The sequence below is a fragment of the Simplicispira sedimenti genome, from assembly GCF_022760965.1.
GTDB classification, from domain to species: Bacteria; Pseudomonadota; Gammaproteobacteria; order Burkholderiales; family Burkholderiaceae_C; genus Simplicispira; species Simplicispira sedimenti.
The window spans coordinates 26151-47423 of sequence record NZ_JAKVIJ010000015.1 but is presented as its reverse complement, the minus strand read 5'-3'; the positions used below and the strand labels follow the sequence as shown (position 1 = coordinate 47423).

General features: G+C 66.3%; 21 protein-coding genes, 1 tRNA gene and 1 other RNA gene. 10 read left to right on the top strand and 13 right to left on the bottom strand.

Annotation, left to right across the window (positions count from 1 at the left end; genetic code table 11):
* Nucleotides 1-168 precede the first annotated feature (168 nt).
* Nucleotides 169-615: a ribonuclease HI gene (gene rnhA, locus MJ602_RS15030; RefSeq protein ID WP_162016511.1), complete on the bottom strand. Its 447-nt coding sequence runs from the start codon at nucleotides 613-615 to the stop codon at nucleotides 169-171.
* Complete coding sequence (locus MJ602_RS15025; RefSeq protein WP_243021611.1) at nucleotides 616-1407, bottom strand: class I SAM-dependent methyltransferase; 792 nt, start codon at nucleotides 1405-1407, stop codon at nucleotides 616-618. It abuts the gene before it with no gap.
* Between MJ602_RS15025 and gloB the strand changes: the two genes are divergently transcribed.
* Both gloB and MJ602_RS15015 read left to right on the top strand, forming a co-directional pair.
* Nucleotides 1406-2182 carry a hydroxyacylglutathione hydrolase gene (gloB, locus tag MJ602_RS15020; RefSeq protein WP_243021610.1) on the top strand — a complete coding sequence of 259 codons (777 nt, stop codon included), beginning with the start codon at nucleotides 1406-1408 and terminating at the stop codon, nucleotides 2180-2182. The two genes, MJ602_RS15025 and gloB, sit on opposite strands and share 2 nt — an antisense overlap.
* Complete coding sequence (locus MJ602_RS15015; RefSeq protein ID WP_243021634.1) at nucleotides 2179-3711, top strand: transglycosylase SLT domain-containing protein; 1533 nt, start codon at nucleotides 2179-2181, stop codon at nucleotides 3709-3711. Before gloB ends, MJ602_RS15015 begins: the two co-directional genes overlap by 4 nt.
* 24 nt (nucleotides 3712-3735) lie before the next feature.
* Here MJ602_RS15015 and MJ602_RS15010 read toward each other — a convergent pair whose 3' ends face one another.
* The 6 genes from MJ602_RS15010 to dnaX form a co-directional block, all read right to left on the bottom strand.
* Nucleotides 3736-3888, bottom strand: a complete 153-nt coding sequence (locus MJ602_RS15010) for a DUF3096 domain-containing protein (RefSeq protein WP_162016514.1) — start codon at nucleotides 3886-3888, stop codon at nucleotides 3736-3738.
* 72 nt (nucleotides 3889-3960) lie between these two features.
* Nucleotides 3961-5007, bottom strand: a complete 1047-nt coding sequence (locus MJ602_RS15005) for an ABC transporter substrate-binding protein (protein ID WP_243021609.1) — start codon at nucleotides 5005-5007, stop codon at nucleotides 3961-3963.
* A gap of 181 nt (nucleotides 5008-5188) precedes the next feature.
* Nucleotides 5189-5611 carry an MAPEG family protein gene (locus MJ602_RS15000; RefSeq protein ID WP_162016516.1) on the bottom strand — a complete coding sequence of 141 codons (423 nt, stop codon included), beginning with the start codon at nucleotides 5609-5611 and terminating at the stop codon, nucleotides 5189-5191.
* Nucleotides 5612-5839: 228 nt separating this feature from the next.
* Complete coding sequence (gene recR, locus MJ602_RS14995) at nucleotides 5840-6430, bottom strand: recombination mediator RecR (protein ID WP_162016517.1); 591 nt, start codon at nucleotides 6428-6430, stop codon at nucleotides 5840-5842.
* A 159-nt stretch (nucleotides 6431-6589) separates the two neighbouring features.
* Nucleotides 6590-6922, bottom strand: coding sequence for a YbaB/EbfC family nucleoid-associated protein (locus MJ602_RS14990; RefSeq protein ID WP_243021608.1), 333 nt, complete (start codon nucleotides 6920-6922; stop codon nucleotides 6590-6592).
* 40 nt (nucleotides 6923-6962) lie between these two features.
* Nucleotides 6963-8963, bottom strand: a complete 2001-nt coding sequence (gene dnaX, locus MJ602_RS14985) for a DNA polymerase III subunit gamma/tau (RefSeq protein ID WP_243021633.1) — start codon at nucleotides 8961-8963, stop codon at nucleotides 6963-6965.
* 224 nt (nucleotides 8964-9187) lie between these two features.
* On the opposite strand from dnaX, the gene ffs reads away from it, so the two are divergent.
* The 3 genes from ffs (at nucleotide 9188) to mepK (ending at nucleotide 11478) form a co-directional block, all read left to right on the top strand.
* An RNA gene (gene ffs / locus MJ602_RS14980) (signal recognition particle sRNA small type) lies at nucleotides 9188-9284 on the top strand.
* Nucleotides 9285-9338: 54 nt separating this feature from the next.
* The gene (locus tag MJ602_RS14975; protein WP_243021607.1) at nucleotides 9339-10904 is read left to right on the top strand and encodes a L,D-transpeptidase family protein; all 1566 of its coding nucleotides are present in this window, start codon (nucleotides 9339-9341) and stop codon (nucleotides 10902-10904) included.
* Nucleotides 10905-10920: 16 nt separating this feature from the next.
* Nucleotides 10921-11478, top strand: coding sequence for a peptidoglycan L,D-endopeptidase MepK (gene mepK, locus MJ602_RS14970; protein WP_243021606.1), 558 nt, complete (start codon nucleotides 10921-10923; stop codon nucleotides 11476-11478).
* Between the two features lie 31 nt (nucleotides 11479-11509).
* Here the strand turns inward: mepK and plsY are convergent, their stop codons facing one another.
* The 3 genes from plsY to MJ602_RS14955 form a co-directional block, all read right to left on the bottom strand.
* Nucleotides 11510-12199: a glycerol-3-phosphate 1-O-acyltransferase PlsY gene (plsY, locus tag MJ602_RS14965; protein ID WP_162016521.1), complete on the bottom strand. Its 690-nt coding sequence runs from the start codon at nucleotides 12197-12199 to the stop codon at nucleotides 11510-11512.
* An 89-nt stretch (nucleotides 12200-12288) separates the two neighbouring features.
* A complete protein-coding gene (ybaK, locus tag MJ602_RS14960; protein ID WP_243021605.1) occupies nucleotides 12289-12792 on the bottom strand; it encodes a Cys-tRNA(Pro) deacylase in 504 nt (167 codons plus the stop codon).
* 70 nt (nucleotides 12793-12862) lie between these two features.
* A complete protein-coding gene (locus MJ602_RS14955) occupies nucleotides 12863-13924 on the bottom strand; it encodes an aldo/keto reductase (protein ID WP_243021604.1) in 1062 nt (353 codons plus the stop codon).
* A 130-nt stretch (nucleotides 13925-14054) separates the two neighbouring features.
* Between MJ602_RS14955 and MJ602_RS14950 the strand changes: the two genes are divergently transcribed.
* The 5 genes from MJ602_RS14950 (at nucleotide 14055) to MJ602_RS14930 (ending at nucleotide 20079) form a co-directional block, all read left to right on the top strand.
* Nucleotides 14055-14978, top strand: coding sequence for an alpha/beta fold hydrolase (locus MJ602_RS14950; RefSeq protein ID WP_243021603.1), 924 nt, complete (start codon nucleotides 14055-14057; stop codon nucleotides 14976-14978).
* A gap of 151 nt (nucleotides 14979-15129) precedes the next feature.
* A protein-coding gene (prfB, locus tag MJ602_RS14945) for a peptide chain release factor 2 (protein ID WP_243021602.1) occupies nucleotides 15130-16234 on the top strand; the annotation gives its coding sequence in 2 pieces (ribosomal slippage) (nucleotides 15130-15210 and nucleotides 15212-16234; 1104 coding nt in all).
* Between the two features lie 11 nt (nucleotides 16235-16245).
* Nucleotides 16246-18972 carry an aminopeptidase N gene (gene pepN / locus MJ602_RS14940; protein ID WP_243021601.1) on the top strand — a complete coding sequence of 909 codons (2727 nt, stop codon included), beginning with the start codon at nucleotides 16246-16248 and terminating at the stop codon, nucleotides 18970-18972.
* 11 nt (nucleotides 18973-18983) lie between these two features.
* Nucleotides 18984-19991, top strand: a complete 1008-nt coding sequence (locus MJ602_RS14935; protein WP_243021600.1) for a class 1 fructose-bisphosphatase — start codon at nucleotides 18984-18986, stop codon at nucleotides 19989-19991.
* 12 nt (nucleotides 19992-20003) lie between these two features.
* Nucleotides 20004-20079: transfer RNA gene (locus MJ602_RS14930), tRNA-Thr, on the top strand.
* A gap of 170 nt (nucleotides 20080-20249) precedes the next feature.
* Here the strand turns inward: MJ602_RS14930 and MJ602_RS14925 are convergent.
* On the bottom strand, nucleotides 20250-20492 hold the full coding sequence (locus MJ602_RS14925) for a hypothetical protein (protein WP_162016528.1): 243 nt from the start codon (nucleotides 20490-20492) through the stop codon (nucleotides 20250-20252).
* 240 nt (nucleotides 20493-20732) lie between these two features.
* Nucleotides 20733-21257: a hypothetical protein gene (locus MJ602_RS14920; protein WP_243021599.1), complete on the bottom strand. Its 525-nt coding sequence runs from the start codon at nucleotides 21255-21257 to the stop codon at nucleotides 20733-20735.
* Between the last annotated feature and the right edge of the window lie 16 nt (nucleotides 21258-21273).

Below are 21273 nucleotides of genomic sequence, written 5' to 3'. Positions count from 1 at the left end.
TTGTTCTGGAGAAGCTGGCTCGCAGTGAGAAGCGCCCGAGCAATGTACCAGTGCTGCGCCGCAGCAACTGCTGCCCGGCCACGTCACCCCCAGGCAAGGCTGCGGAATTTACCCAGGCTTTACACAAGAACCCGCAGCGCAAGCGTCAGGCGCATGGCCCACACCGGCTCAGCGCCCCAACGCCTGCTCCACGCCCCGGTTGGCCAGCGCATCGGCGCGCTCGTTGCCAGGATCGCCCGAATGGCCCTTGACCCAGCGCCAGTCAATGCGGTGGCCGCTGCCCTGCACCAAGGCATCAAGCCGCTGCCACAGCTCGACGTTCTTCACCGGCTGGCGCGATGCGGTGCGCCAGCCCTTGGCTTTCCAGCCGTGGATCCATTCGGTGATGCCCTTGCGCACGTACTCGCTGTCGAGGTAGAGCTGCACATCGCAGGGGCGCTTGAGTGCCGAGAGCGCCTCGATCACCGCCATCAGTTCCATGCGGTTGTTGGTGGTGCCCAACTCGCCGCCAAAAAGCTCTTTTTCCACCGCCCCCGAGCGCAGCAGCACGCCCCAGCCGCCGGGGCCGGGGTTGCCTTTGCAGGCGCCGTCGGTGTAAATCTGTACCTGGTTCACTCAATGTCCTGTCTTGTGGTGTTTGCCGCTGCGGCGCACCAATGGCACGGCAGCTGCGGCACGCGGGCGCGCAGTGCGCCAGGAGGGTTCCAGCAGGCGCATGCCATGCACGCGCTTGATGCCCACCATGAAATAAGCGGCCCCGAGTATCGGCCATAGTCGATCACCCACATCGTCCATCCAGGCCGTGCGCTGCAGCCAGGGCTCGGTGCGCACGGCGGGGCGGTAGCAACCATACTGCACGGCGTCCAGCTCGAAGTTCAGCAGCCGCAGCCAGTCGCGCAGGCGCCAGGGGCCAATGAATTCGCCCACATCGGGCAGGAACAAGCGCCCCCGCCCCCCCGTCAGGCGCCGATACAGATGCTGGCGCTGCTGGCGCAACCCCCACAGGCTGACCGGGTTGAGCCCGGTGATGACCACCCGGCCTTCGGGCACCAGCACGCGCGCCACCTCGCGCAGCGCGGTGTGCGGGTCCTGGCTCAGTTCCAGCGCATGCGGCAGCAATACCAGGTCCAGGCTGTTGTCGGAAAAGGGCAGTGCCGCCGCATGTGACAACAAATCGGGCGCCGGGCTCTCATCGCTGCCGGGCTCGGGCCATGCATCCAGCGCACGCCAGCGGTGGGGCATTCGGTTGGCGCGAAGGCCGTCCAGCAGGGGCATACCTACCTGCAGGCTGTGGTAGCCAAAAATGTCGGCCACAGCCTCGTCGATGCGCGCCTGCTCCCAGGCCAGCAGGTAGCGCCCAGGCGGAGATTCGAACCAACGGTGCATACCTATAATTTGATCGCTCATGAACCTGCTTGCGTTGCCCGCCTTTGCTGACAATTACCTATGGCTGCTGCACGACGCGCACGAGGCCGTGGTCGTGGATCCCGGCCAGGCCGAACCCGTGCTGCAGGCGCTGCAAGAACGCGGATTGCGCTTGCTGGCCATTCTAGTCACGCACCACCATGGCGATCATGTCGGTGGCGTGGAAACCCTGCGTCAGGCCACGGGCGCCACCGTGTACGGCCCCGCACGCGAGGCCATTGCGGCCCCGTTCGTGCCCCTGGCCCAAGGCCAGACGGTGCAGGCGCTGGGATATTCCTTCACGGTGCTCGACGTGCCTGGCCACACCGCTGGGCACATTGCCTACTTCTGCGCCCAGGCCGAGGGCGGGCCGCTGCTGTTTTGCGGCGACACCCTCTTCTCGGGCGGTTGCGGTCGCCTGTTCGAAGGCACCGCCACGCAAATGCAGGCCTCGCTGGACCAGCTTGCCGCCCTGCCTGACGACACGCGGGTATGCTGCGCCCACGAATACACACTTGCTAACCTGAAATTCGCCCGCGCCGTGGAACCCGGCAATGGCGAACTGCTCCACTACAGCGCCCAGTGCGAGACCCTGCGTGCACAGGGCCTGCCCACGCTGCCCTCGCGCATGGCTCTCGAAAGGGCGATCAACCCTTTCCTGCGCACCCGCGTGCCCACCGTGGCAGCGGCTGCGGCAGGTTTTGCCCCCTCTACCGACACCCGCGATGCAGTGGCCGTACTGGCCGCGCTGCGCGAATGGAAAAACGTATTTCGATGAAGCTCTTCCACATTGCCTGCCTGGCGGGCCTGCTCTGGCTCTCGGGCTGCGCCACCCAGGTGGGCACCCCCGGTGCAGCCGGCACCCCCGGCAACGACAGCACCACCGCCACGACCACCTCCCCTGCATCCGAAGCAACACACACACCGCAGTACCCCGCGGGCCCGTTGCTGCCCATCGCGCCGGCGCGGGCATCGCGCCTGGAGGTGATGCCGCTGTTCACCCCCTCGGACCTGTGGGACCGCATCCGGCGCGGCTTTGCCATGCCCGACCTGCAGCATCCGCTGGTACAGGACCGCGAGCAGTGGTATGCCAATCGACCCGACTACATGCAGCGCATGACCGAGCGCTCGCGCAAGTACCTGTTCCACATCGTCGAGGAACTGGAACGCCGCAACATGCCCACCGAACTGGCGCTGCTGCCCTACATCGAAAGCGCCTTCAACCCGCAGGCCGTGTCCTCGGCCCGGGCGGCCGGCATGTGGCAGTTCATGCCCGCCACCGGCAACTACTTCGACCTCAAGCAGAACGCGTTCCGTGACGACCGGCGCGACGTGCTCGCATCCACCCGTGCAGCGCTGGACTACCTGCAAAAGCTCTACGGCATGTTTGGCGACTGGCACCTGGCCCTGGCCGCCTACAACTGGGGAGAAGGCAGCGTCGGCCGCGCCATTGCGCGCAACCAAAAGGCAGGGCTGGGCACCAGCTACACCGACCTGACCATGCCCACCGAAACACGCCTGTATGTGCCCAAGCTGCAGGCGGTGAAGAACATCGTGGCCAACCCCGAAGCCTTCCGCACGGAGCTGCCGCTGATCGAAAACCACCCCTACTTCCAGACGGTGGACATCACGCGCGACATCGACGTGGCACTGGCGGCCCGGCTGGCCGACGTGGAGCTGTCCGACTTCAAGGCACTCAACCCTTCCCTGGACAAGCCCGTGATCCTGGCCGCAGGCACGCCCCAGATCCTGCTGCCCTGGGACAACGCCAAGGTGTTCGAGCGCAACCTGGCCGCCTACAAGGACGGCCAATACGCAAGCTGGACGGTCTGGATGCTGCCCTCCACCATGAGCACCGCCGAAGTGGCCCGCCGCGTGGGCATGGACGAAACCGAGCTGCGCAACATCAACCGTATCCCCCCGCGCATGCGCGTCAAGGCGGGGTCGGCACTGATCGTGCCACGCTCGGCCACGACGCGCACCGACGTAGCCGAGCATGTGGCCGACAACGGAAAACTGTCACTCGCACCTGACGTAGTCACCCGGCGCAGCGTGGTGCGTGCCCGCAAGGGCGACACCGTGAGCAGCCTGGCCAAGCGCCACCGCGTGAGCGCGGCCAGCCTGGCGGATTGGAACGACGTCAAGACCAGCGCCGCCTTCAAGGCCGGACAGGAAGTCGTATTGATGCTGCCTGTCCGCATGCAAGCCAGCCGCGACACCCAAGCCAGTGCCGGCAAGCGCTCGGCTGGCAAGAGCTCCGCGCGCGTCACGCGCGAAAGCAAACCGTCCAGGAAAAAACGGCGCTGAACGCCCCAAAATGTGCGCTGACGCCTACCAGCGCCATTGGTGCAGCCCAAGCAGACCCAGCACACCGACAAGAATGAGGTACAGCGCCACAATGGTGCTGAGCAGGCGCGGAAACACGAGAACGAGAATGCCCGCCACCAGGGCGATCAACGGGCCGAGACTGAGGTGAATGGTCATGGCTGCAAGCGGTGCAAAAGGCCGCAAGCATACGCCAGGATCAGGTCACCGCGCGAGGTGCGGGGCACGCCCTCAGGCGCTGTACTTCTGTTTGGCCTTGCGCGCAAACTCCTGCGTGTAGCTGCGCGCCAAATCGCTCTGGCGCACAGCCATTGCCGGGTTCAAGACCGACAGCGCGCGCAGCGCTGTACGCGGTGCATCTTCAGGCATCAGCCCATCAGGAGACATCGCATCGCGCGCACGCGCCAGTGCCGCCAGGAACAGACTGCGTTCGGCCAACAAGCCCGAGGTCGGCACATGCTTGACCACATCGGCGGGTTCGGCGGTCTGCAGCCACTTGAGTGCATGCACCAGCCCATGGACCAGCGCCTGCGCTTGCGCTCCCCGCCCCTGCGCAAAACCGGCAGGCGCCAGCAGGCAGGTTCCTGGCAGGGTGCCGCCAAACACGGCCTGCGAGCCCAGCAGACCGCGCGCATCGGCCACGATGCGCACCTCGCCCTGGTGCTCCAGCAGCGCCAGCACCGCGTCGGAATGGCACAGCGCCTGCACCTGGCCCGTGCGCAGCGCCTCCTGAGCGCGTTCGCCCTCGCCCACCGCCACGAAGGCGACTTCGGTCCCCTCCACCCCGGCCTGGTTCAGCGCCAACATCGCCATGGCATGGCCCAGCGAGCCAAAGTCGGCAATGCCCACACGGGCATGCCTCAGATCCGCCACGCTGCGATGGGTCGGCGCTGCCTTGGTGGAAACCGCCAAGGCCATTTGCGGCACGCGCGTCTGCAATACCAAGGAACGCAGACCTTGCGGAACGGCGGCCGTGGGCAAGGCATGCTCAAAGCCCACCGCCGCCACATCGGCCACCCCCTGCTTCAGTGCCTGCAGGGCCAGCAGATCGCTGGCGTAGTCCAGCGTGGTGACCTCCAGGCCCTCCAGGCGGAAAAAATCCAGTTGCTCCGCCACACTCAAAGGCAACTGACGCAAAGGCTGGGCGCTGCGCGCACCCACCGCCACCGTGATACGCCCCAGCCCGGCAGCCCGCGCGCGCAAGACCGTGCCCACCCCCACAAGGGACAGGGCACAGAGCGCACCCAGGGCGCGGCGGCGAGACGGCAGGCCATGCATGGCGATGGAACCACAGAAAATTGTTGCGACGCAGCAATTTTGACCGGCACGGCAGGACCGCGCATCAGGGATGTCCCGTGAGGGAATATACGTACGCAGGCGGCCCCTGGGCCACCCTCAAGGGCCGAGACCGACGCTGGCTTGGCGCCGCGCTGGCCCAGAACGGCGAGACGACAGGAAGTCAGCGATAGCCGAGAAAGAAAATCGCGATGTTGACCGCAAACGCCCCGCCCCACACCATGCTGCGGGCCAGGGGCATGTCGGCCACATACATCAGGATGTAGAACATGCGCAGCAGCACCCACAGCAGGGCCAGCAGGTCCAGCGCCGTCTGACCGGCACCGAGTTGGTGGGCGATGATGACCGCCCCCATGAAGAACGGCAGCGCCTCGAAGCTGTTGGCCTGCGCCGCATTGGCGCGTGCCGATGCCCCGTTCTGCCGCGCCAGCCAGGCACGTGGCTCATGGTTGTCGTACCCGCCTTGCGAGCGCTTCTTGCCAAAGCCGGCGCGCTTGGCAATGAGCGAGCAGGCCAGCGGCAGCAGCACCGCCACAAAAACGCACCAGTAGGCCACGGTGAACGGCATCCAATGGGTATTGTTCATGACAAAAATGGCCTCCAGCGCCCTATTTATCAGCGCAAATAGCTATCAAACTTATAGCAAAAATCACTGGACTGACTTTGCAGGTCCGCAGTCACCCAAAACTGGCACACCCCAGGCCAGGGCTCCCGCGCAAGGGCCGCCCCGCCGCGCTGGGAGCGTTCCCCTGCCCGCAGCGCGCAGCGCTGCGAGAGCGGGGGGAAGGCGCACAGCGCCACAGGGGGGTGCTCCCTATCTCCTATCCGCCAACGCATGCGCAATGGTGCCCAGGTCCACATATTCCAGCTCGCTGCCCACGGGCACGCCGCGCGACAGGCGCGTGACGCGCAGCCCGCGCGCACGCAAGGCCTCGCCCACGACGTGGGCCGTGGCCTCGCCTTCGGCAGTGAAGCCGGTGGCCAGGATGACCTCCTGCACCACACCGTCGCTGGCGCGTTCCAGCAGGGCCTGCACGCCAATGTCGCGCGGGCCCACGCCGTCCAGCGGCGACAGCCGGCCCATGAGCACGAAATACAGGCCATGGAATGCGCCGGTGCGCTCCATGGCGGACTGGTCGGCCGGCGTCTCGACCACGCACAGCCGCGTGGCGTCGCGCCGTGCATCCAGGCAGGTGGCGCACACGGGCGCCTCGGTAAAGGTGTGGCAGCGCTCGCAATGGCGCACTTGGTCCACGGCATGCTCCAGCGCCTGCGCCAACTGGCGCGCGCCCGCGCGGTCATGCTGCAGCAGATGAAACGCCATGCGCGCCGCCGACTTGGCCCCCACCCCCGGCAACCGCCGCAGAGCCTGGATCAGTGCGTCAAGCGAATGGGTGTTGGACATGGTGGTTGCAGATATCTGCGTTTCATACCCCGCCCTCAAGGGCGTAGCGAGCGGGATGGGCCGCTAGGCGGACGGAGCACAGCAACCGGAGCGACCTTGCGGGTCGTGAGGATTGCGAGCACCGCCCAACGACGCGGACCGCCCGCGCAGTAGCCAGCATCAGAAAGGGAATTTCATGCCGCCGGGGAGGCCTGGCATCCCTGCGGTGATCTTGCCCATCTTCTCGGCCGAGGTTTCCTCGGCCTTTCGCACCGCAGCGTTGAAAGCGGCGGCCACCAGGTCTTCGAGCATGTCCTTGTCTTCTTGCAGCAGGCTGGGGTCGATGGTGACGCGCTTGACGTCGTGCTTGCAGGTCATCACGACCTTCACGAGGCCCGCACCGGACTCGCCTTCCACCTCGACGTTGGCCAGTTCGTCCTGGGCCTTCTTGAGGTTGTCCTGCATGGCCTGGGCCTGCTTCATGAGTCCAGCGAGTTGTCCTTTGTTGAACATGGAAAAACCTTTCGTTGAATGGGTAGGAAAAGAGAGAGGTTCAGAGCGGCAGCACGCTGCCCGGAACGATGCGCGCATCGAACTCGCGCACCAGGGTCTGCACGAAGGGGTCGTTCTGCACCACTTCCAGCGCGCGCTCCTGGCGGGCGTTCTGCCGCGCGGTGTTGCGCAGCGCGGGGCTGTCGGACACAGGCCCCAGCTCCACGCTGATGTCTTGCGCCAGCCCTGCAGCCTCCAGCGCGGCGCGCAGGCGTTCGCGCGTGCCGCTTTGGTTGAGCGATTCGCGCTCCACGCGCAGCAGCCAGTGCCCGCCGTCGCGCGCCACCAGCTGGGACTGCAAGGCCAGCTCACGCACCAGCGCAGCAATGGCATCGCTGGCCACCAGCTGCTGTACGGCGGCATACCAGACCTCGCCCTCCTCGGTGGGCACCAGGCGCCGGGCAGCGGGCGCGCCCCCGGGCTCAGCGGGCCGGGGCTGCAGGCGGGTGCTGTCCTGGCGCGGCTCACGCACGGGGATGGGGGCGACACGCGGCGCGCCCTGCGTCACCTGCGGGGCAGGCTCAGGTGCTGCGGGCTGCGCTTGCGGCGCAGGGGCCAGGGCCTCGGGGTGGCGCACAGGCAGGCTGCGCAGGGGCGCGGACACCATAGCCTCTGCCTGCGACGGGATCGGCTGGGCAGGGACGGCCTGCGGTGCGGAAGGTATCTCAGTGGCCCGCGCCTCGCGGGTGGGCACTGCGGGCGGCACCGGGGCGACAGATTCTGCGTCGGGCTGCTCAGGCAGGTCGTTTGCTATATTTTTGATAGCTGATTGCGCAATGAATTCGGGCGCTTTGACCGTTTTGCCCTCAAAATTCTGCAAAGCCGCCGCTGCGCTGGCGCCAGCCGCTGTGGCGCCATTCTCAGCAGGTTTCAGTGTTTTTTTTTCTGCCGCGCCCCCTGGGGCTTTGAAGGGCAGCAGGCGCAGCAGCACCATGGTGAGCGCAGCGTATTCGTCGGGCGCAAGGCCCAGTTCGGCGCGGCCGTGCAGGCAGATGCTGTAGAGCAGCTGCGTCTCATCGGCGGGCAGCAGGGCCGCCAGGCGCTGCACCTCGGCCGCCTCGGGGTCGCTGGCGTCGCCGCCGTCCAGACCTGGCACGGCCTGCAGCACAGCCATGCGCTGCAGCACGGTGACCATTTCCTCCAGCGTGGAGGCGGCGGACAAACCGTTCTGCCGCAGGGTTTCGACGGTATGCACCACGCTGCGGCCATCGGCCTGGGCCAGCGCTTCGATCAGGCGCAGCACATGGCTGCGGTCCACGCTGCCCAGCATCTGGCGCACGGTGGCTTCTTCAAGGCTGCCACCGCCAAAGGCAATGGCCTGGTCGGTGAGCGACAGCGCGTCGCGCATGGAGCCGCGCGCCGCGCGCGCCAGCAGGCGCAGGGCCTGGGGCTGCGCCTGCACCTGCTCGGTGGCCAGGACCTGGGCCAGGTGCTCCAGCACCGTCTCGGGTGCCATGGGGCGCAGGTTGAACTGCAGGCAACGGCTCAGCACGGTGACCGGCACCTTCTGCGGGTCGGTCGTGGCAAGCACGAACTTGAGGTACTCGGGCGGCTCCTCCAGCGTCTTGAGCATGGCGTTGAAGGCCGTGTTGGTCAGCATGTGCACTTCGTCGATCATGAAGACCTTGAAGCGCCCCTGCACCGGCTTGTACACGGCCTGCTCCAGCAGGCCCTGCACCTCGTCCACGCCGCGGTTGGAGGCGGCGTCCAGCTCGGTGTAGTCAGGGAAACGGCCGCTGTCGATGTCGGTGCAGGCCGGGCACACGCCGCAGGGCGTGGCGGTGATGCCGCCCTGCCCGTCGGTGCCCTGGCAGTTGAGCGACTTGGCCAGGATGCGCGAGACCGTGGTCTTGCCCACGCCGCGCGTACCCGTGAACAAATAGGCATGGTGCAGCCGCTGCTGCGTGAGCGCATTGGTCAACGCCTGCACCACATGCTGCTGCCCCACCATTTCGGTGAAGTTGCGCGGGCGGTACTTGCGGGCGAGCACGAGGTAGGACATCCGCGCGATTCTACGGCCCATGGACTGCAAGGTTTCGGTATGGCGTCCACCACCCTCTACTGCACTTTGTCGCTCCACCATACTTGCAATACTGGCGCGCACCACGCGAGAGATGCCGCGCAAGGGCCGCCCCGCAGCGCTGGCATCGTCCCCCTTCCCGAATTGCGCAGCAATTCGAGAGAAGGGGGAAACGGCGCAGCCGTTCAGGGGGTAGAATGCTGGATGACGGGCCTCCCCGCATGGTGAAGCGGCCAACCGGGTCAGGTGGGGAACCAAGCAGCCCTAACTGTGGAGCCAGTGCCGGGGGTAAGGCTCGTCACCTTCTTTTGTGTGCGTTGCCCAGGCGGCGCCTTCTGGTGAACGCGACTTTGCACGATGCGTTCTTCTCCCACCCGTATTCCCTCTTCCCTTCTTTCACGCGGTCTGGTGGCCTTGTGGCTGGCCTGCCTGGGCCAGGCCGCGTGCGCCGGCGTCTTCCTTGACGGTGGGCGCCCCACCCCCGCCGCACGGCAGGCCACCGAAGTGCTGGCCGATGCCGGCGCCGAGGGCCTGGTACCCGAGGATTACGACGCCGAGACACTGGCCCTGGCCGTGGCCAGCGCTGCCCAGGGGCCGGCTCTCGCCGATCCTCAAGCCGAGCAACTGGATGCGGCACTGACCACCGCACTGCACCGCTATCTGGCCGACCTGCACACCGGCCGCATCGACCCGCGCCAGATCCGTGCAGAGTTCACGGCCTTGCCAGCGCGGGACTTCGACCCCGCGGCCTACTTGAAGGCGGCACTGGCCGCCCCGCACTTTGCCGACGCCCTGCGCGCCGCGGCCCCCCGCGTGCCGCTGTATGCCAGCCTGCGCGCCCTGCTGGCGCACTACCGCACGTTGGCCGACCATCCGGCCTGGGCCACGACCCTGCCGCCACTTCCTGGCAAGCGCAAGCTCGAACCCGGCCAGCCCTGGGCCGGCCTGCCGCAGCTCACCAAACGACTCGTGGCACTGGGCGACCTGCCGGAAGGCACGCAGCCCACACCCACCTACGACACCACGCTGCAAGAAGGCGTCAAGGCTTTCCAGCAGCGCCACGCGCTGGCGGCCGATGGCGTGGTGGGCCGGGGCACGCTGGCCCAGATGGAGGTCGCGCCCGCCCAGCGCGCGCGGCAGATCACGTTGGCCATGGAACACCTGCGCTGGACACCGCTGCAACTGGCGCCCCGCATGATCGTGGTCAACGTGCCGGAATTCGTGCTGCGCGCCTATGAGGTGCGCGACGGCACCGTCTCCGTGGCCCTGACCATGAACGTGATCGTCGGCAAGTCCGTGAAGACGCACACCCCGCTGTTCGACGAGCCCATGCGCTTCATCGAGTTCAGCCCCTACTGGAACGTGCCCCCGTCGATCGCCCGCGAAGAGACCGTACCCCGCCTGCGCCGTGACAGCGCCTACTTCACGCAGCAGGGTTTCGAGTTCGTCAACGGCAGCGGGCAGGCCGTCACCGACCTCTCGCAAGACCATCTGAACGCCGTGATGCAGGGAACGATGCGCCTGCGCCAGCGGCCCGGCCCGCGCAATGCGTTGGGGGACATCAAGTTCGTGTTCCCGAACCACAGCAACATTTACCTGCACCACACGCCGAGCACCCAGCTCTTTGCGCGCGAGCGGCGCGACTTCAGCCACGGCTGCATCCGCGTGGAAGACCCCGTGGCCCTGGCCCGCTTCGTGCTGCAGGACGACCCGGCCTGGACGCCCGAGCGCATCCGCGAGGCCATGGGCCAGGGGAAGTCGCACACCATACGCCTGCCCCAGCCCATACCGGTGGTGCTGGCCTACAGCACCACCATCGTCAAGAACGGCAGGCCCCATTTCTTTGCCGACATCTACGGCCACGACCAGTTGCTCGACCAGACCCTGCGCCGCAACGCCCAGGCACGGCGCCAGGCCCGCTGAACGATACTTGGACCCCATGACCCCACCGCAGCCCTCCCCACGCCGCCGCTTTCTGGGCCACTGCGCCCAGTGGCTGGCGGCGGGCACGGCCCTGCCGCTGGCCACCCCTTCGCTGGCCGCCCTGCCCGGTGCGCGCCATCTGGCGCTGGACCATACGCACACCCGCGAGCAGATTGCGCTGGTGTACGCCCTGGGCGACACCTTTCTCACGCCGGCGCTGGCCAGCCTCAACCACTTCCTGCGCGACCACTACAGCGGCGAGGTGGGCCCGATGGACCCGCAGCTCTTCGACCTGCTGCACCGGGTACAGCAAGCGCTGGGGACACAACAGCCCTTCGAGGTGATTTCCGGCTACCGCAGCCCCGGCACCAATGCCACGCTGCGCAGCACGCGCGAGGGCGGCGTGGCCAAGCACAGCCTGCACATGGACGGCAAGGCCATCGACGTGCGCTTGCCCGGCGTGCCGCTGGCCGATCTGCGCGATGCCGCGCGCTCACTGCGCGGCGGCGGCGTGGGCTTTTATCCGCGCGAGCAGTTCGTGCACATCGACACCGGCCGCATGCGCCACTGGTAACCCGGCCCGCACAGCGCCACAGGGCCTGGGCTCAGTGGCGCTTGTGCTTCTTGTGCGGCGCTTTCACCGCGGCCACGGCGGGTGCACCCTTGTCCTTGCCCTTGCTGCCCAGGCGTGACTCCTTGCCCTGCATGAGCCGGATGATGTTCTCCTTGTGGCGCCAGACCAGCAATGCGGCCATCACCACGATGGCGCCGGTGACGGGGCGTTCCGCATTCCACAGCAGGCCCGAGGCCAGCACATACACCACCGGCGACAGCACCGCCGCCGACAGCGAGGCCAACGACGAATAGCGCGACATGGCCGCCACGGCCAGCCACAGCAGGCCCAGCACCAGCCCCAGCCAGCCGCTGATGCCCACCAGCACGCCCAGCGCCGTGGCCACGCCCTTGCCGCCCTCGAAGCGGAAGAACACCGGCCACAGGTGGCCCAGGAAGGCCGCCAGACCGACCAGGGCCAGCGTGAAGTCCCCCAGCCCCCAGGGCTCGCCAAACCAGCGCACCAGCACCACAGGCAGCCAGCCCTTGACGGCATCAAGCAGCAGTGTGACCACCGCCGCCGCCTTGCTGCCCGAGCGCAGCACATTGGTGGCGCCAGGGTTCTTGCTGCCGTAGGTGCGCGGATCGTTCAGCCCCATGGCGCGGGAGACGATGACGGCAAACGACAGCGAACCCAGCAGGTAGGCTGCCAGCACGGCGAGTACGGAATAGACAACGGACACGAAACACTCTCCTGAATTCAGCGACGCGCCGCGGGGCTGCGGTACGGTGCGGGCGCCATTCTGCCAGCCCGGCGTGGCACCCAGCCCGGTCAATCCACCAGCGCGCACTGCACGGGCGTGGCACCCAGCAGGCGCACGCAGGCCTGCGGGGCTATCTGCACCAGGTAGCCCCGGCGCCCGCCGTTGATGGCAATGCGCGGCAGTTGCAGGATGCTTTCCTCGATATAGACGGGCATGTCGCGCCGCGTGCCGAACGGCGAGGTGCCGCCCACCAGGTAACCACTGTGGCGCTGGGCCACCTCGGGCGTGCATGGCTCGACCGACTTGGCGCCGATCTGGCGCGCCAGGTTCTTGGTGGAGACCTTGCGGTCGCCGTGCATGAGCACGATCAGCGGCTTGGCGTCCTGGTCCTGCATCACCAGGGTCTTGACCACCTGGTGCTCGTCCAGCCCAAGTTGGCGCGCCGACTCCGCCGTGCCGCCGTGCTCCACGTAATCGTAGGGATGGCCGGTGAACGCCACCTTGTGGGCCTTGAGCATCTGCGTGGCCGGGGTTTCGCTCACATGCGCGGTTTTGCCTTCTTTTTTGGCCATGTCTACTATTGTTTTGATAGCGATTCGCGCTTTACCAATAAGCGCTTGCGACCCATTTTGCCATCAACCCTCAAAGCGCCGGGTCGCCCAGCTCCCAGCGGATGGCGTCAATCTGCGCCAGCAGCTCGGGCGACAGCTGCGTGCCCCAGGCGTCCAGGTCTTCGTCCAATTGCGCCAGCGAAGTCACGCCGATGATGGTGCTGGCCACCTGCCACTTGGTGTAGCAGAACGCCAGCGCCATGCGCGTGGGCGTGAGGCCGTGCTCGCGCGCGAGCTGGTTGTAGCGGCGCGCCGCCTGCAGAGCCTCGGGCCGGCCCCAGCGCTGCTTGCGCACCGATTCGTAGCGCGCCATGCGTGCGCCCTCGGGCGCACCGGGGCCAGTGGTGCCGCTGGCGTCGAACTTGCCCGTCAGCAGGCCGAAGGCCAGCGGCGAATAGGCCAGCAGCGACACGCCGAGGCGGTGACAGGTTTCATCGAGCGCGTTCTCGTACGTGCGGTTGAGCAGGCAGTACGGGTTCTGCACCGAGGCCACGCGCGGCAGGCCGTGCTGCTCGGCCAGGCGCACAAATTCATGCACGCCGTAGGGTGTTTCGTTCGACAGGCCGATGGCGCGCACCTTGCCCGCCTTGACCAGGCCCGCCAGCGCGTCGAGCTGCTCGTGGATAGGCGTCTGCGAAGTTTCCTTGGACGGGTCGTAGTAGCGCGTGCCGAAGGCGGGCACATGGCGCTCGGGCCAGTGGATCTGGTAGAGGTCGATCACATCGGTTTGCAGGCGGCGCAGGCTGCCCTCGCACGAGGCCACGATGTCGGCCGCCGTCATGCCTTTGCCCTCCCGGATCCACGGCATGCCGCGCGAGGGGCCAGCCACCTTGGTGGCCAGCACCACTTTCTGCCGCTGGCCGGGATGCTGCGCGAACCAGCGGCCCAGGATGGTTTCGGTGGCGCCAAACGTCTCGGCACGCGCGGGCACGGAATACATCTCGGCCGTGTCGAGGAAATTCACGCCGCGCCCGCAAGCACGGTCGAGGATGGCAAACGCATCCGGCTCGGCCACCTGCTCGCCAAAGGTCATGGTGCCCAGGCAGATGGGGGAAACGTTCAGGCCACTGTGGCCCAGGGAGACATTCTTCATAGGGGCGTAGGCAAAGAGCGAGATCGGGCCAGTTTACGGGGCATCGGCGGCGCCTGCAGCGTCACGCGTGCGACAACCCACCGGGACCAGGCAGATATACACAAAGCATTTGCTTGGTAATAATCCCCCCATGTACCAGGAACTCCAACCCGCGCGCAGCGAATTCGTCCCCATCCGCCAACTGAACTACCACGTGCGCCTGTGGGGCCCTGCCACCTCGGACCTGCCGCCGCTGGTGCTGGTGCATGGGTGGATGGACGTGTCGGCGTCGTACCAGTTCGTGGTCGATGCGTTCTCGCAGGCCTTTGCTCAGGGCCGCCGCATCATCGCGCCCGACTGGCGCGGCTTTGGGCTCACGGCACCGCCCGTGCCCACGGACCACTATTTCTTCCCCGACTACCTGGCCGACCTGGACCAGTTGCTGGACCATTACGCACCGGGCACTCCGGTCGATCTGGTGGGCCACAGCATGGGCGGCAACGTGGCCATGTTCTATGCCGGTGCCCGGCCCGCGCGCGTGCGCCGCCTGGTCAACCTGGAGGGCTTTGGGATGCCCGCCAGCAAACCCACCAAGGCCCCCAAGCGCTACGCCGAGTGGATGGACGAGCTCAAGGCCCTGCAGCGCGGCGAGATGGCCCTGAAAACCTACGACAGCGCCGACGGTGTGGCCCGCCGCCTGATGAAGACCAACCCGCGCCTGCCCCAGGACAAGGCCCAGTGGCTGGCCCGGCACTGGGCGCGCCCCAATGCTCAGGGGCAGTGGGAAATCCTGGGCGATGCCGCACACAAGATCACCAACGCCATGCTGTTCCGCCTGGAAGAGGCCCTGGCGCTGTACGCCGCCATCACCGCGCCAACGCTCAGTATCGAGGCCAGCGACGACAGCCTGGGCCTGTGGTGGAAGGGCCGCTACACGCTGGAGGAATACCACCAGCGCCTGCAAAGCGTGCCCGACTGCCGCATCGCGCGCGTCGAAGACGCAGGCCACATGCTGCACCACGACCAACCGCAGGCCGTGGCCGCATTGATCGAGGGTTTTCTGCAATCCAAGTAAAAAAGGCCTCTAGCGCCCTTAGATAGGGCGCTAGCAGCTATATTTTTGATAGCATCATCCACCCAGAGCGTGCCTGCGCGCACTGCAAGCCCGGGAGCGGCCCGCGCATGAGAAAATCGCGGGTTATTCAGAACACTCAGGATTGCACACCATGGAAGCAGAACGCATCAACCAGATCGGCAACACCCTCCAGGACTTGGCCGCGCGCACGGCCGAGTTACGGAGGTATCTTTGACTTCGATGCCAAATTTGAACGCCTGCGCACGGTAAACGCCTCGCTCGAAGACCCCTCGGTCTGGAACGACCCCAAGAAAGCCCAGGAGCTGGGCAAGGAGCAGAAGTCGCTCAACGGCGTCGTGCTCACGCTCGACAAGCTCACACGCGAGCTGGCTGACAACGCCGAACTGTTCGAGATGAGCAAGGAAGAAGGCGACGACGCGGGCCTGCAGACCATCGAAGCCGAGGCCGAGAAACTGCGCCCGCTGGTGGAGGAGCTGGAATTCCGCCGCATGTTCAGCAACGAGGCCGACCCGCTCAACTGCTTTGTGGACATCCAGGCCGGCGCTGGCGGCACCGAGGCCTGCGACTGGGCCAGCATGCTGCTGCGCCAGTACCTCAAGTACGCCGAGCGCAAGGGCTTCAAGGCCACGGTGGAAGAAGAAACCCCCGGCGATGTGGCCGGCATCAAGAGCGCCACCATCAAGATCGAGGGCGAGTACGCCTACGGCCTGCTGCGCACCGAAACCGGCGTGCACCGCCTGGTGCGCAAGAGCCCGTTCGACAGCTCGGGTGGGCGCCACACCTCGTTTGCCTCGCTGTTCGTCTATCCCGAGATCGACGACTCCATCGAGATCAACATCAACCCCGCCGACGTGCGCACCGACACCTACCGCGCATCGGGCGCGGGCGGTCAGCACATCAACAAGACCGACTCAGCCGTGCGCCTGACGCACATCCCCACCGGCATCGTGGTGCAGTGCCAGGACGGCCGCAGCCAGCACAGCAACCGTGACGTGGCCTGGCAACGCCTGCGCAGCCGCCTGTACGACTACGAGCTGCGCAAGCGCCAGGAAGAGCAGCAAAAGCTCGAAGACACCAAGACCGACGTGGGCTGGGGCCACCAGATCCGCAGCTACGTGCTGGACAACAGCCGCATCAAGGATCTGCGCACCAACGTCGAGATTTCCGCCACGCAAAAGGTGCTGGACGGTGACCTCGACGCCTTCATCGAAGCCTCGCTCAAGCAAGGCGTATAAGAAAGCAACCCATGCCACACCTGCGTGACGGGCAGGCGGCCCCTGCCGCCATCTTCCGTGCCGACTACCAGGCGCCCGCCTGGTGGATCGACAGCGTGGAACTCACCTTCGACCTGGACCCGGCCAAGACCCGCGTGCTCAACCGCATGCGCGTGCGCCGCAACGCTGCCGTGCCCGCGCAGCCCCTGCGCCTGGACGGCGAGGACCTGAACCTGGCCCGTGTGCTGGTGGGTGGTGCAGGCACCAGCTTCAAGATGGAAGGCCAGCAGCTCGTGCTGGAAAACCTGCCCGAAGGCACCGAGCCGGTGGAGCTGGAGATCTTCACCACCTGCGCCCCCGAGAAGAACACCCAGCTCTCGGGCCTGTACGTGAGCCAGGGCGCCTTCTTCACGCAGTGCGAGGCCGAGGGCTTCCGCCGCATCACCTACTTCCTGGACCGGCCCGACGTCATGGCCAGCTTCACCGTGCTGCTGCGCGCCGACAAGGCCGCGTACCCGGTGCTGCTGTCCAACGGCAACCTGGTCGAGCAGGGCGAGCTGGACGGCGGGCGCCACTTCGCCAAATGGGTTGATCCGCACAAGAAGCCCTGCTACCTGTTCGCCCTGGTGGCAGGCACGCTGGTAGCGCGCCAGCAGCGCATCGTCTCGCGTTCGGGCCAGGAGCATTTGCTGGAGGTGTATGTGCGCCCCGGCGACCTGGGCAAGACCGAACACGCCATGAACTCGCTCATGGCCAGCGTGGCCTGGGACGAGGCGCGCTTTGGCCTGCCTCTGGATCTGGAGCGCTTCATGATCGTCGCCACCAGCGACTTCAACATGGGCGCGATGGAGAACAAAGGCCTCAACATCTTCAACACCAAGTACGTGCTGGCCAGCGAAGCCACGGCCACCGATGCCGACTTCGCCCACATCGAAAGCGTGGTGGGGCACGAGTACTTCCACAACTGGACGGGCAACCGCGTCACCTGCCGCGACTGGTTCCAGCTCAGCCTGAAGGAAGGCCTGACCGTCTTCCGTGACCAGGAATTCAGCATGGATCTGGCGGGCAGCCCCTCGGCGCGCGCCGTCAAGCGCATCGAGGACGTGCGCGTGCTGCGCACCGCGCAGTTCCCCGAGGACGCAGGCCCCATGGCCCACCCGGTACGGCCCGACAGCTACATCGAGATCAACAACTTCTACACCGTCACCATCTACGAAAAGGGCGCCGAGGTGGTGCGCATGCAGCACAACCTGGTGGGCCGTGAGGGTTTCGCGCGGGGCATGAAGCTCTACTTCGAGCGCCACGACGGCCAGGCCGTGACCTGTGACGATTTCGCCCAGGCCATTGCAGACGCCAACCCTGGGTCTGAGCTGGCCCAGCGGCTGGAGCAGTTCAAGCGCTGGTACAGCCAGGCCGGCACGCCGCATGTGCGCGCCACGGGCCAGTACGACGCCGCAGAGCGCCGCTACACCCTCACCCTCACGCAAAGCTGCGCGCCCACGCCGGGCCAGCCCAGCAAGGCGCCCTTCGTCATCCCGGTGGAGCTGGGCCTGCTCACGCAGGACGGACGCGCCCTGCCCCTGCAACTCGATGGCGAAGCCGCCCCCGGCACTACCACGCGCACCGTGGTGCTGGCCGATGAGAGCCTGCAGCTCACCTTCGTGAATGTGGACAGCGCCCCCGTGCCCTCGCTGCTGCGGGCTTTTAGCGCCCCGGTGGTGCTGGACTGCGACTACAGCGATGCCGCGCTGCTGACCCTGCTGGCGCACGACAGCGACGCCTTCAACCGCTGGGAAGCCGGCCAACGCCTGGCACTGCGTATTGCTATCAAAACAATAGCTGATAGCGCAATACTGACGGGCGCTGAAGGCCAAATTGATCAAAACATTCTGCCCGACAACTTCGTTCAGGCCATGCGCGGCGTGCTGCGCCACCCTGGGCTGGATGCCGCGTTCAAGGAGCTGGCGCTCACCCTGCCCTCGGAAACCTACATCGCCGAGCAGCTGGATGTGGTCGATCCGCAGCGCGTGCACGCCGTACGCGAGGCCATGCGCCTGCAACTGGCCCTGGCGCTGCAGGACGACTGGCAGTGGGCCTACGAGCAACACCAGCAGACGGGCGCCTACCGGCCCGACGCAGTCTCTGCCGGACGCCGCGCCCTCGCAGGCATGGCCTTGTCCATGCTGTGCCTGGCCGCGCGCACCACGGGCGACCAGGTCTGGCCCGGCAAGACCTACCAGCGCTTCAAGACCGCAGGCAACATGACCGACCGCTTCAACGCCCTGGCCGCCCTGGTGGGCAGTGGCAACGCGCTGGCGGCACCGGCGCTGGAGCGCTTCCACGCACTCTTCAGGCACGAACCGCTGGTCATCGACAAGTGGTTTGCACTGCAGGCCGGCAGCCCCGACCGCGGCGGCAACGTGCTGCCCACGGTGCGCCAGCTCATGCAGCATGCGGACTTCAGCCTCAAGAACCCCAACCGCGCGCGCAGCCTGATCTTCAGCTACTGCAGCGCCAACCCTGGCGCCTTCCACCGCCGGGATGCAGCGGGCTACGTGTTCTGGAGCGAGCGCGTGATCGAGCTCGATGCCATCAACCCGCAGGTCGCAGCACGCCTGGCCCGCGCCATGGACCGCTGGAAGAAACTGGCTGAACCCTGGCGCACCGCCGCCCGTGAAGCCATCGCCCGCGTGGCCGCACGCGAACACCTGAGCAATGATGTGCGCGAGGTCGTCACCCGCGCACTGGCCGACGAATAAGGAGAACCCGCATGGCAAAACGCATCAGCCTCACCCGCTACCTGGTGGAACAGCAGCGCGTGGCAGGCCACATCCCCTCTGAACTGCGCCTGCTGCTCGAAGTGGTGGCCCGCGCCTGCAAGAGCATCAGCCAGGCCGTCAACAAAGGCGCCCTGGGCGGCGTGCTCGGCAGCGCCGAGAGCGAAAACGTGCAGGGCGAAATGCAGAAGAAGCTCGACATCATCGCCAACGAGGTGCTGATCGAGGCCAACGAATGGGGAGGCCACCTGGCCGCCATGGCCAGCGAGGAAATGGACGGCATCTACGTGGTGCCCAACCGCTATCCCCAGGGCGAATACCTGCTGCTGTTCGATCCCCTCGACGGTTCATCCAACATCGATGTGAACGTGAGCATCGGCACCATCTTCAGCGTGCTCAAGATGCCGGAAGACGACCGCGGCGTGGACGAAGGCGACTTCCTGCAGCCCGGCAGCCACCAGGTGGCCGCGGGCTACTGCGTCTACGGCCCGCAGACCACGCTGGTGCTCACCGTGGGCGACGGCGTGGCCATGTTCACGCTCGACCGCGAGCAGGGTTCGTTCGTGCTGACCCAGGAGAACGTGCGCATTCCCGAAGACACCAAGGAATTCGCCATCAACATGAGCAACATGCGCCACTGGGACGAGCCCGTGCGCCGCTACATCGACGAATGCCTGCAGGGCAAGGAAGGGCCGCGCGGCAAGGACTTCAACATGCGCTGGATCGCCAGCATGGTGGCCGATGTGCACCGCATCATGACGCGCGGCGGCATCTTCATGTACCCCTGGGACAAACGCGAACCCAACAAGCCCGGCAAGCTGCGCCTGCTGTACGAAGCCAACCCCATGGGCTGGCTCGTCGAGCAAGCCGGCGGAGCCGCCACCAACGGCCGCCAGCGCATCCTCGACATCCAGCCCACCCAGTTGCATGAACGCGTCAGCGTGATCCTCGGCTCAAAAAATGAGGTCGAGCGCGTGACAAGCTACCATTCCACGCTATAATTTGAGGCTTACGCCGGTGTAGCTCAGTCGGTAGAGCAGCTCATTCGTAATGAGAAGGTCGGGTGTTCGATTCATCTCTCCGGCACCAAGTCAGTAAAGAAAAAACCCCGCTATCGTTCCGATAGCGGGGTTTTTTCTTTGGCCACACTATGTCGTCGCACTGACACGCCCAATAAAAAAGCCCCGGCCTGTGAAGGTCGGGGCTGGAGTGTCATCGGCACACACCCGTCGGGGCATGTACCAAACACCTGTCTATGCTTACTTGGCGGCTTCGGAAGCTGCTGCGGGAGCAGCCGGTGCTGCCTCGGATGCTGCAGGAGCGGCGGCAGGTGCAGAAGCTGCTTCTGCAGCAGCGGAAGCGGCCTCGACGGCAGGAGCGGCCGGTGCTGCAGGAGCGGCAGCAGGTGCGGGCGCGGGAGCAGGTGCCGGCTCTTCCTTCTTGCCACAGGCAGCCAGGGCGGCAGCAGCGATCAGGGAAGCGATGACGAGGGACTTGTTCATTTCAGGTTTTCCTTGAGGAGGGTCAAAAAAACGAAGATCAGGTATTTCGACTGATTTCAGCCAAAATTTGCTTTGGCAGTACGTTGATACAGGCCAAAGCGCTATCAAAAAATCAGCTGGCGATTGTATTGCGAATTCGTCAATAGTGAAAAACACCAATCCGCATACACCCTGGGCTGCATTGCCTATAACTGACGGCGGCCTGACATGGTTGACATGATTTCCACACAAACCACGGACTCACAGCCCCAGGGTGGTCGCCGGAAATCCCGGAGCACTCTTGCTGCGCACCCACTCCCCCAACACCTCTTGCAGCAGCACCCGGCGCGAGGGCTCTGTTCCCGTCACACCCGCACAGCGGTCGGGGTCCAGACGATGAAGAACCCACTGCGGGGACCAGATGGCGCTGGGAATGTCCAAAGGGTCGGCCGCTGGGCAGGCGCGGCAAGTCAGGATGTGGTCCCAGGTGGTACGCCATCGCACCAACCGGGCGTGGCGTCGAATCACCTCGTTGTAGTTGCAGGCCAGAAAGGTGAGGCGTCTGCCGCCACGGGCCCATTCCTGCAGCGATTCGACCACCGCACGCTCACCCAGCGGCCAGTCATGAAAATCGGCATCGCTCAGGATGATCTCGCGCCAACCCTCGCGGGCAGCGGTTGCCAGCGCATCGCGCACCAACTGCTGAAAGGCCTCGCGCCCACTGAAACGCCCCTCCGGGAGCGTCTGTACTGCGTTGCTTTGGGGGGGCTGCGGATCGATGGTCATGGTGCACTCCGGGCAT

Excerpts from the sequence above, each read along its gene's own strand:
- gloB (WP_243021610.1), top strand. The coding sequence starts at position 1,406 with ATGAACCTGCTTGCGTTGCCCGCCTTTGCTGACAATTACCTATGGCTG.
- MJ602_RS15025 (WP_243021611.1), bottom strand. The coding sequence starts at position 1,407 with ATGAGCGATCAAATTATAGGTATGCACCGTTGGTTCGAATCTCCGCCT.
- MJ602_RS15015 (WP_243021634.1), top strand. The coding sequence starts at position 2,179 with ATGAAGCTCTTCCACATTGCCTGCCTGGCGGGCCTGCTCTGGCTCTCG.
- MJ602_RS15010 (WP_162016514.1), bottom strand. The coding sequence starts at position 3,888 with ATGACCATTCACCTCAGTCTCGGCCCGTTGATCGCCCTGGTGGCGGGC.
- MJ602_RS15005 (WP_243021609.1), bottom strand. The coding sequence starts at position 5,007 with ATGCATGGCCTGCCGTCTCGCCGCCGCGCCCTGGGTGCGCTCTGTGCC.
- MJ602_RS15000 (WP_162016516.1), bottom strand. The coding sequence starts at position 5,611 with ATGAACAATACCCATTGGATGCCGTTCACCGTGGCCTACTGGTGCGTT.
- recR (WP_162016517.1), bottom strand. The coding sequence starts at position 6,430 with ATGTCCAACACCCATTCGCTTGACGCACTGATCCAGGCTCTGCGGCGG.
- MJ602_RS14990 (WP_243021608.1), bottom strand. The coding sequence starts at position 6,922 with ATGTTCAACAAAGGACAACTCGCTGGACTCATGAAGCAGGCCCAGGCC.
- dnaX (WP_243021633.1), bottom strand. The coding sequence starts at position 8,963 with ATGTCCTACCTCGTGCTCGCCCGCAAGTACCGCCCGCGCAACTTCACC.
- MJ602_RS14975 (WP_243021607.1), top strand. The coding sequence starts at position 9,339 with ATGCGTTCTTCTCCCACCCGTATTCCCTCTTCCCTTCTTTCACGCGGT.
- mepK (WP_243021606.1), top strand. The coding sequence starts at position 10,921 with ATGACCCCACCGCAGCCCTCCCCACGCCGCCGCTTTCTGGGCCACTGC.
- ybaK (WP_243021605.1), bottom strand. The coding sequence starts at position 12,792 with ATGGCCAAAAAAGAAGGCAAAACCGCGCATGTGAGCGAAACCCCGGCC.
- MJ602_RS14955 (WP_243021604.1), bottom strand. The coding sequence starts at position 13,924 with ATGAAGAATGTCTCCCTGGGCCACAGTGGCCTGAACGTTTCCCCCATC.
- MJ602_RS14950 (WP_243021603.1), top strand. The coding sequence starts at position 14,055 with ATGTACCAGGAACTCCAACCCGCGCGCAGCGAATTCGTCCCCATCCGC.
- pepN (WP_243021601.1), top strand. The coding sequence starts at position 16,246 with ATGCCACACCTGCGTGACGGGCAGGCGGCCCCTGCCGCCATCTTCCGT.
- MJ602_RS14935 (WP_243021600.1), top strand. The coding sequence starts at position 18,984 with ATGGCAAAACGCATCAGCCTCACCCGCTACCTGGTGGAACAGCAGCGC.
- MJ602_RS14925 (WP_162016528.1), bottom strand. The coding sequence starts at position 20,492 with ATGAACAAGTCCCTCGTCATCGCTTCCCTGATCGCTGCTGCCGCCCTG.
- MJ602_RS14920 (WP_243021599.1), bottom strand. The coding sequence starts at position 21,257 with ATGACCATCGATCCGCAGCCCCCCCAAAGCAACGCAGTACAGACGCTC.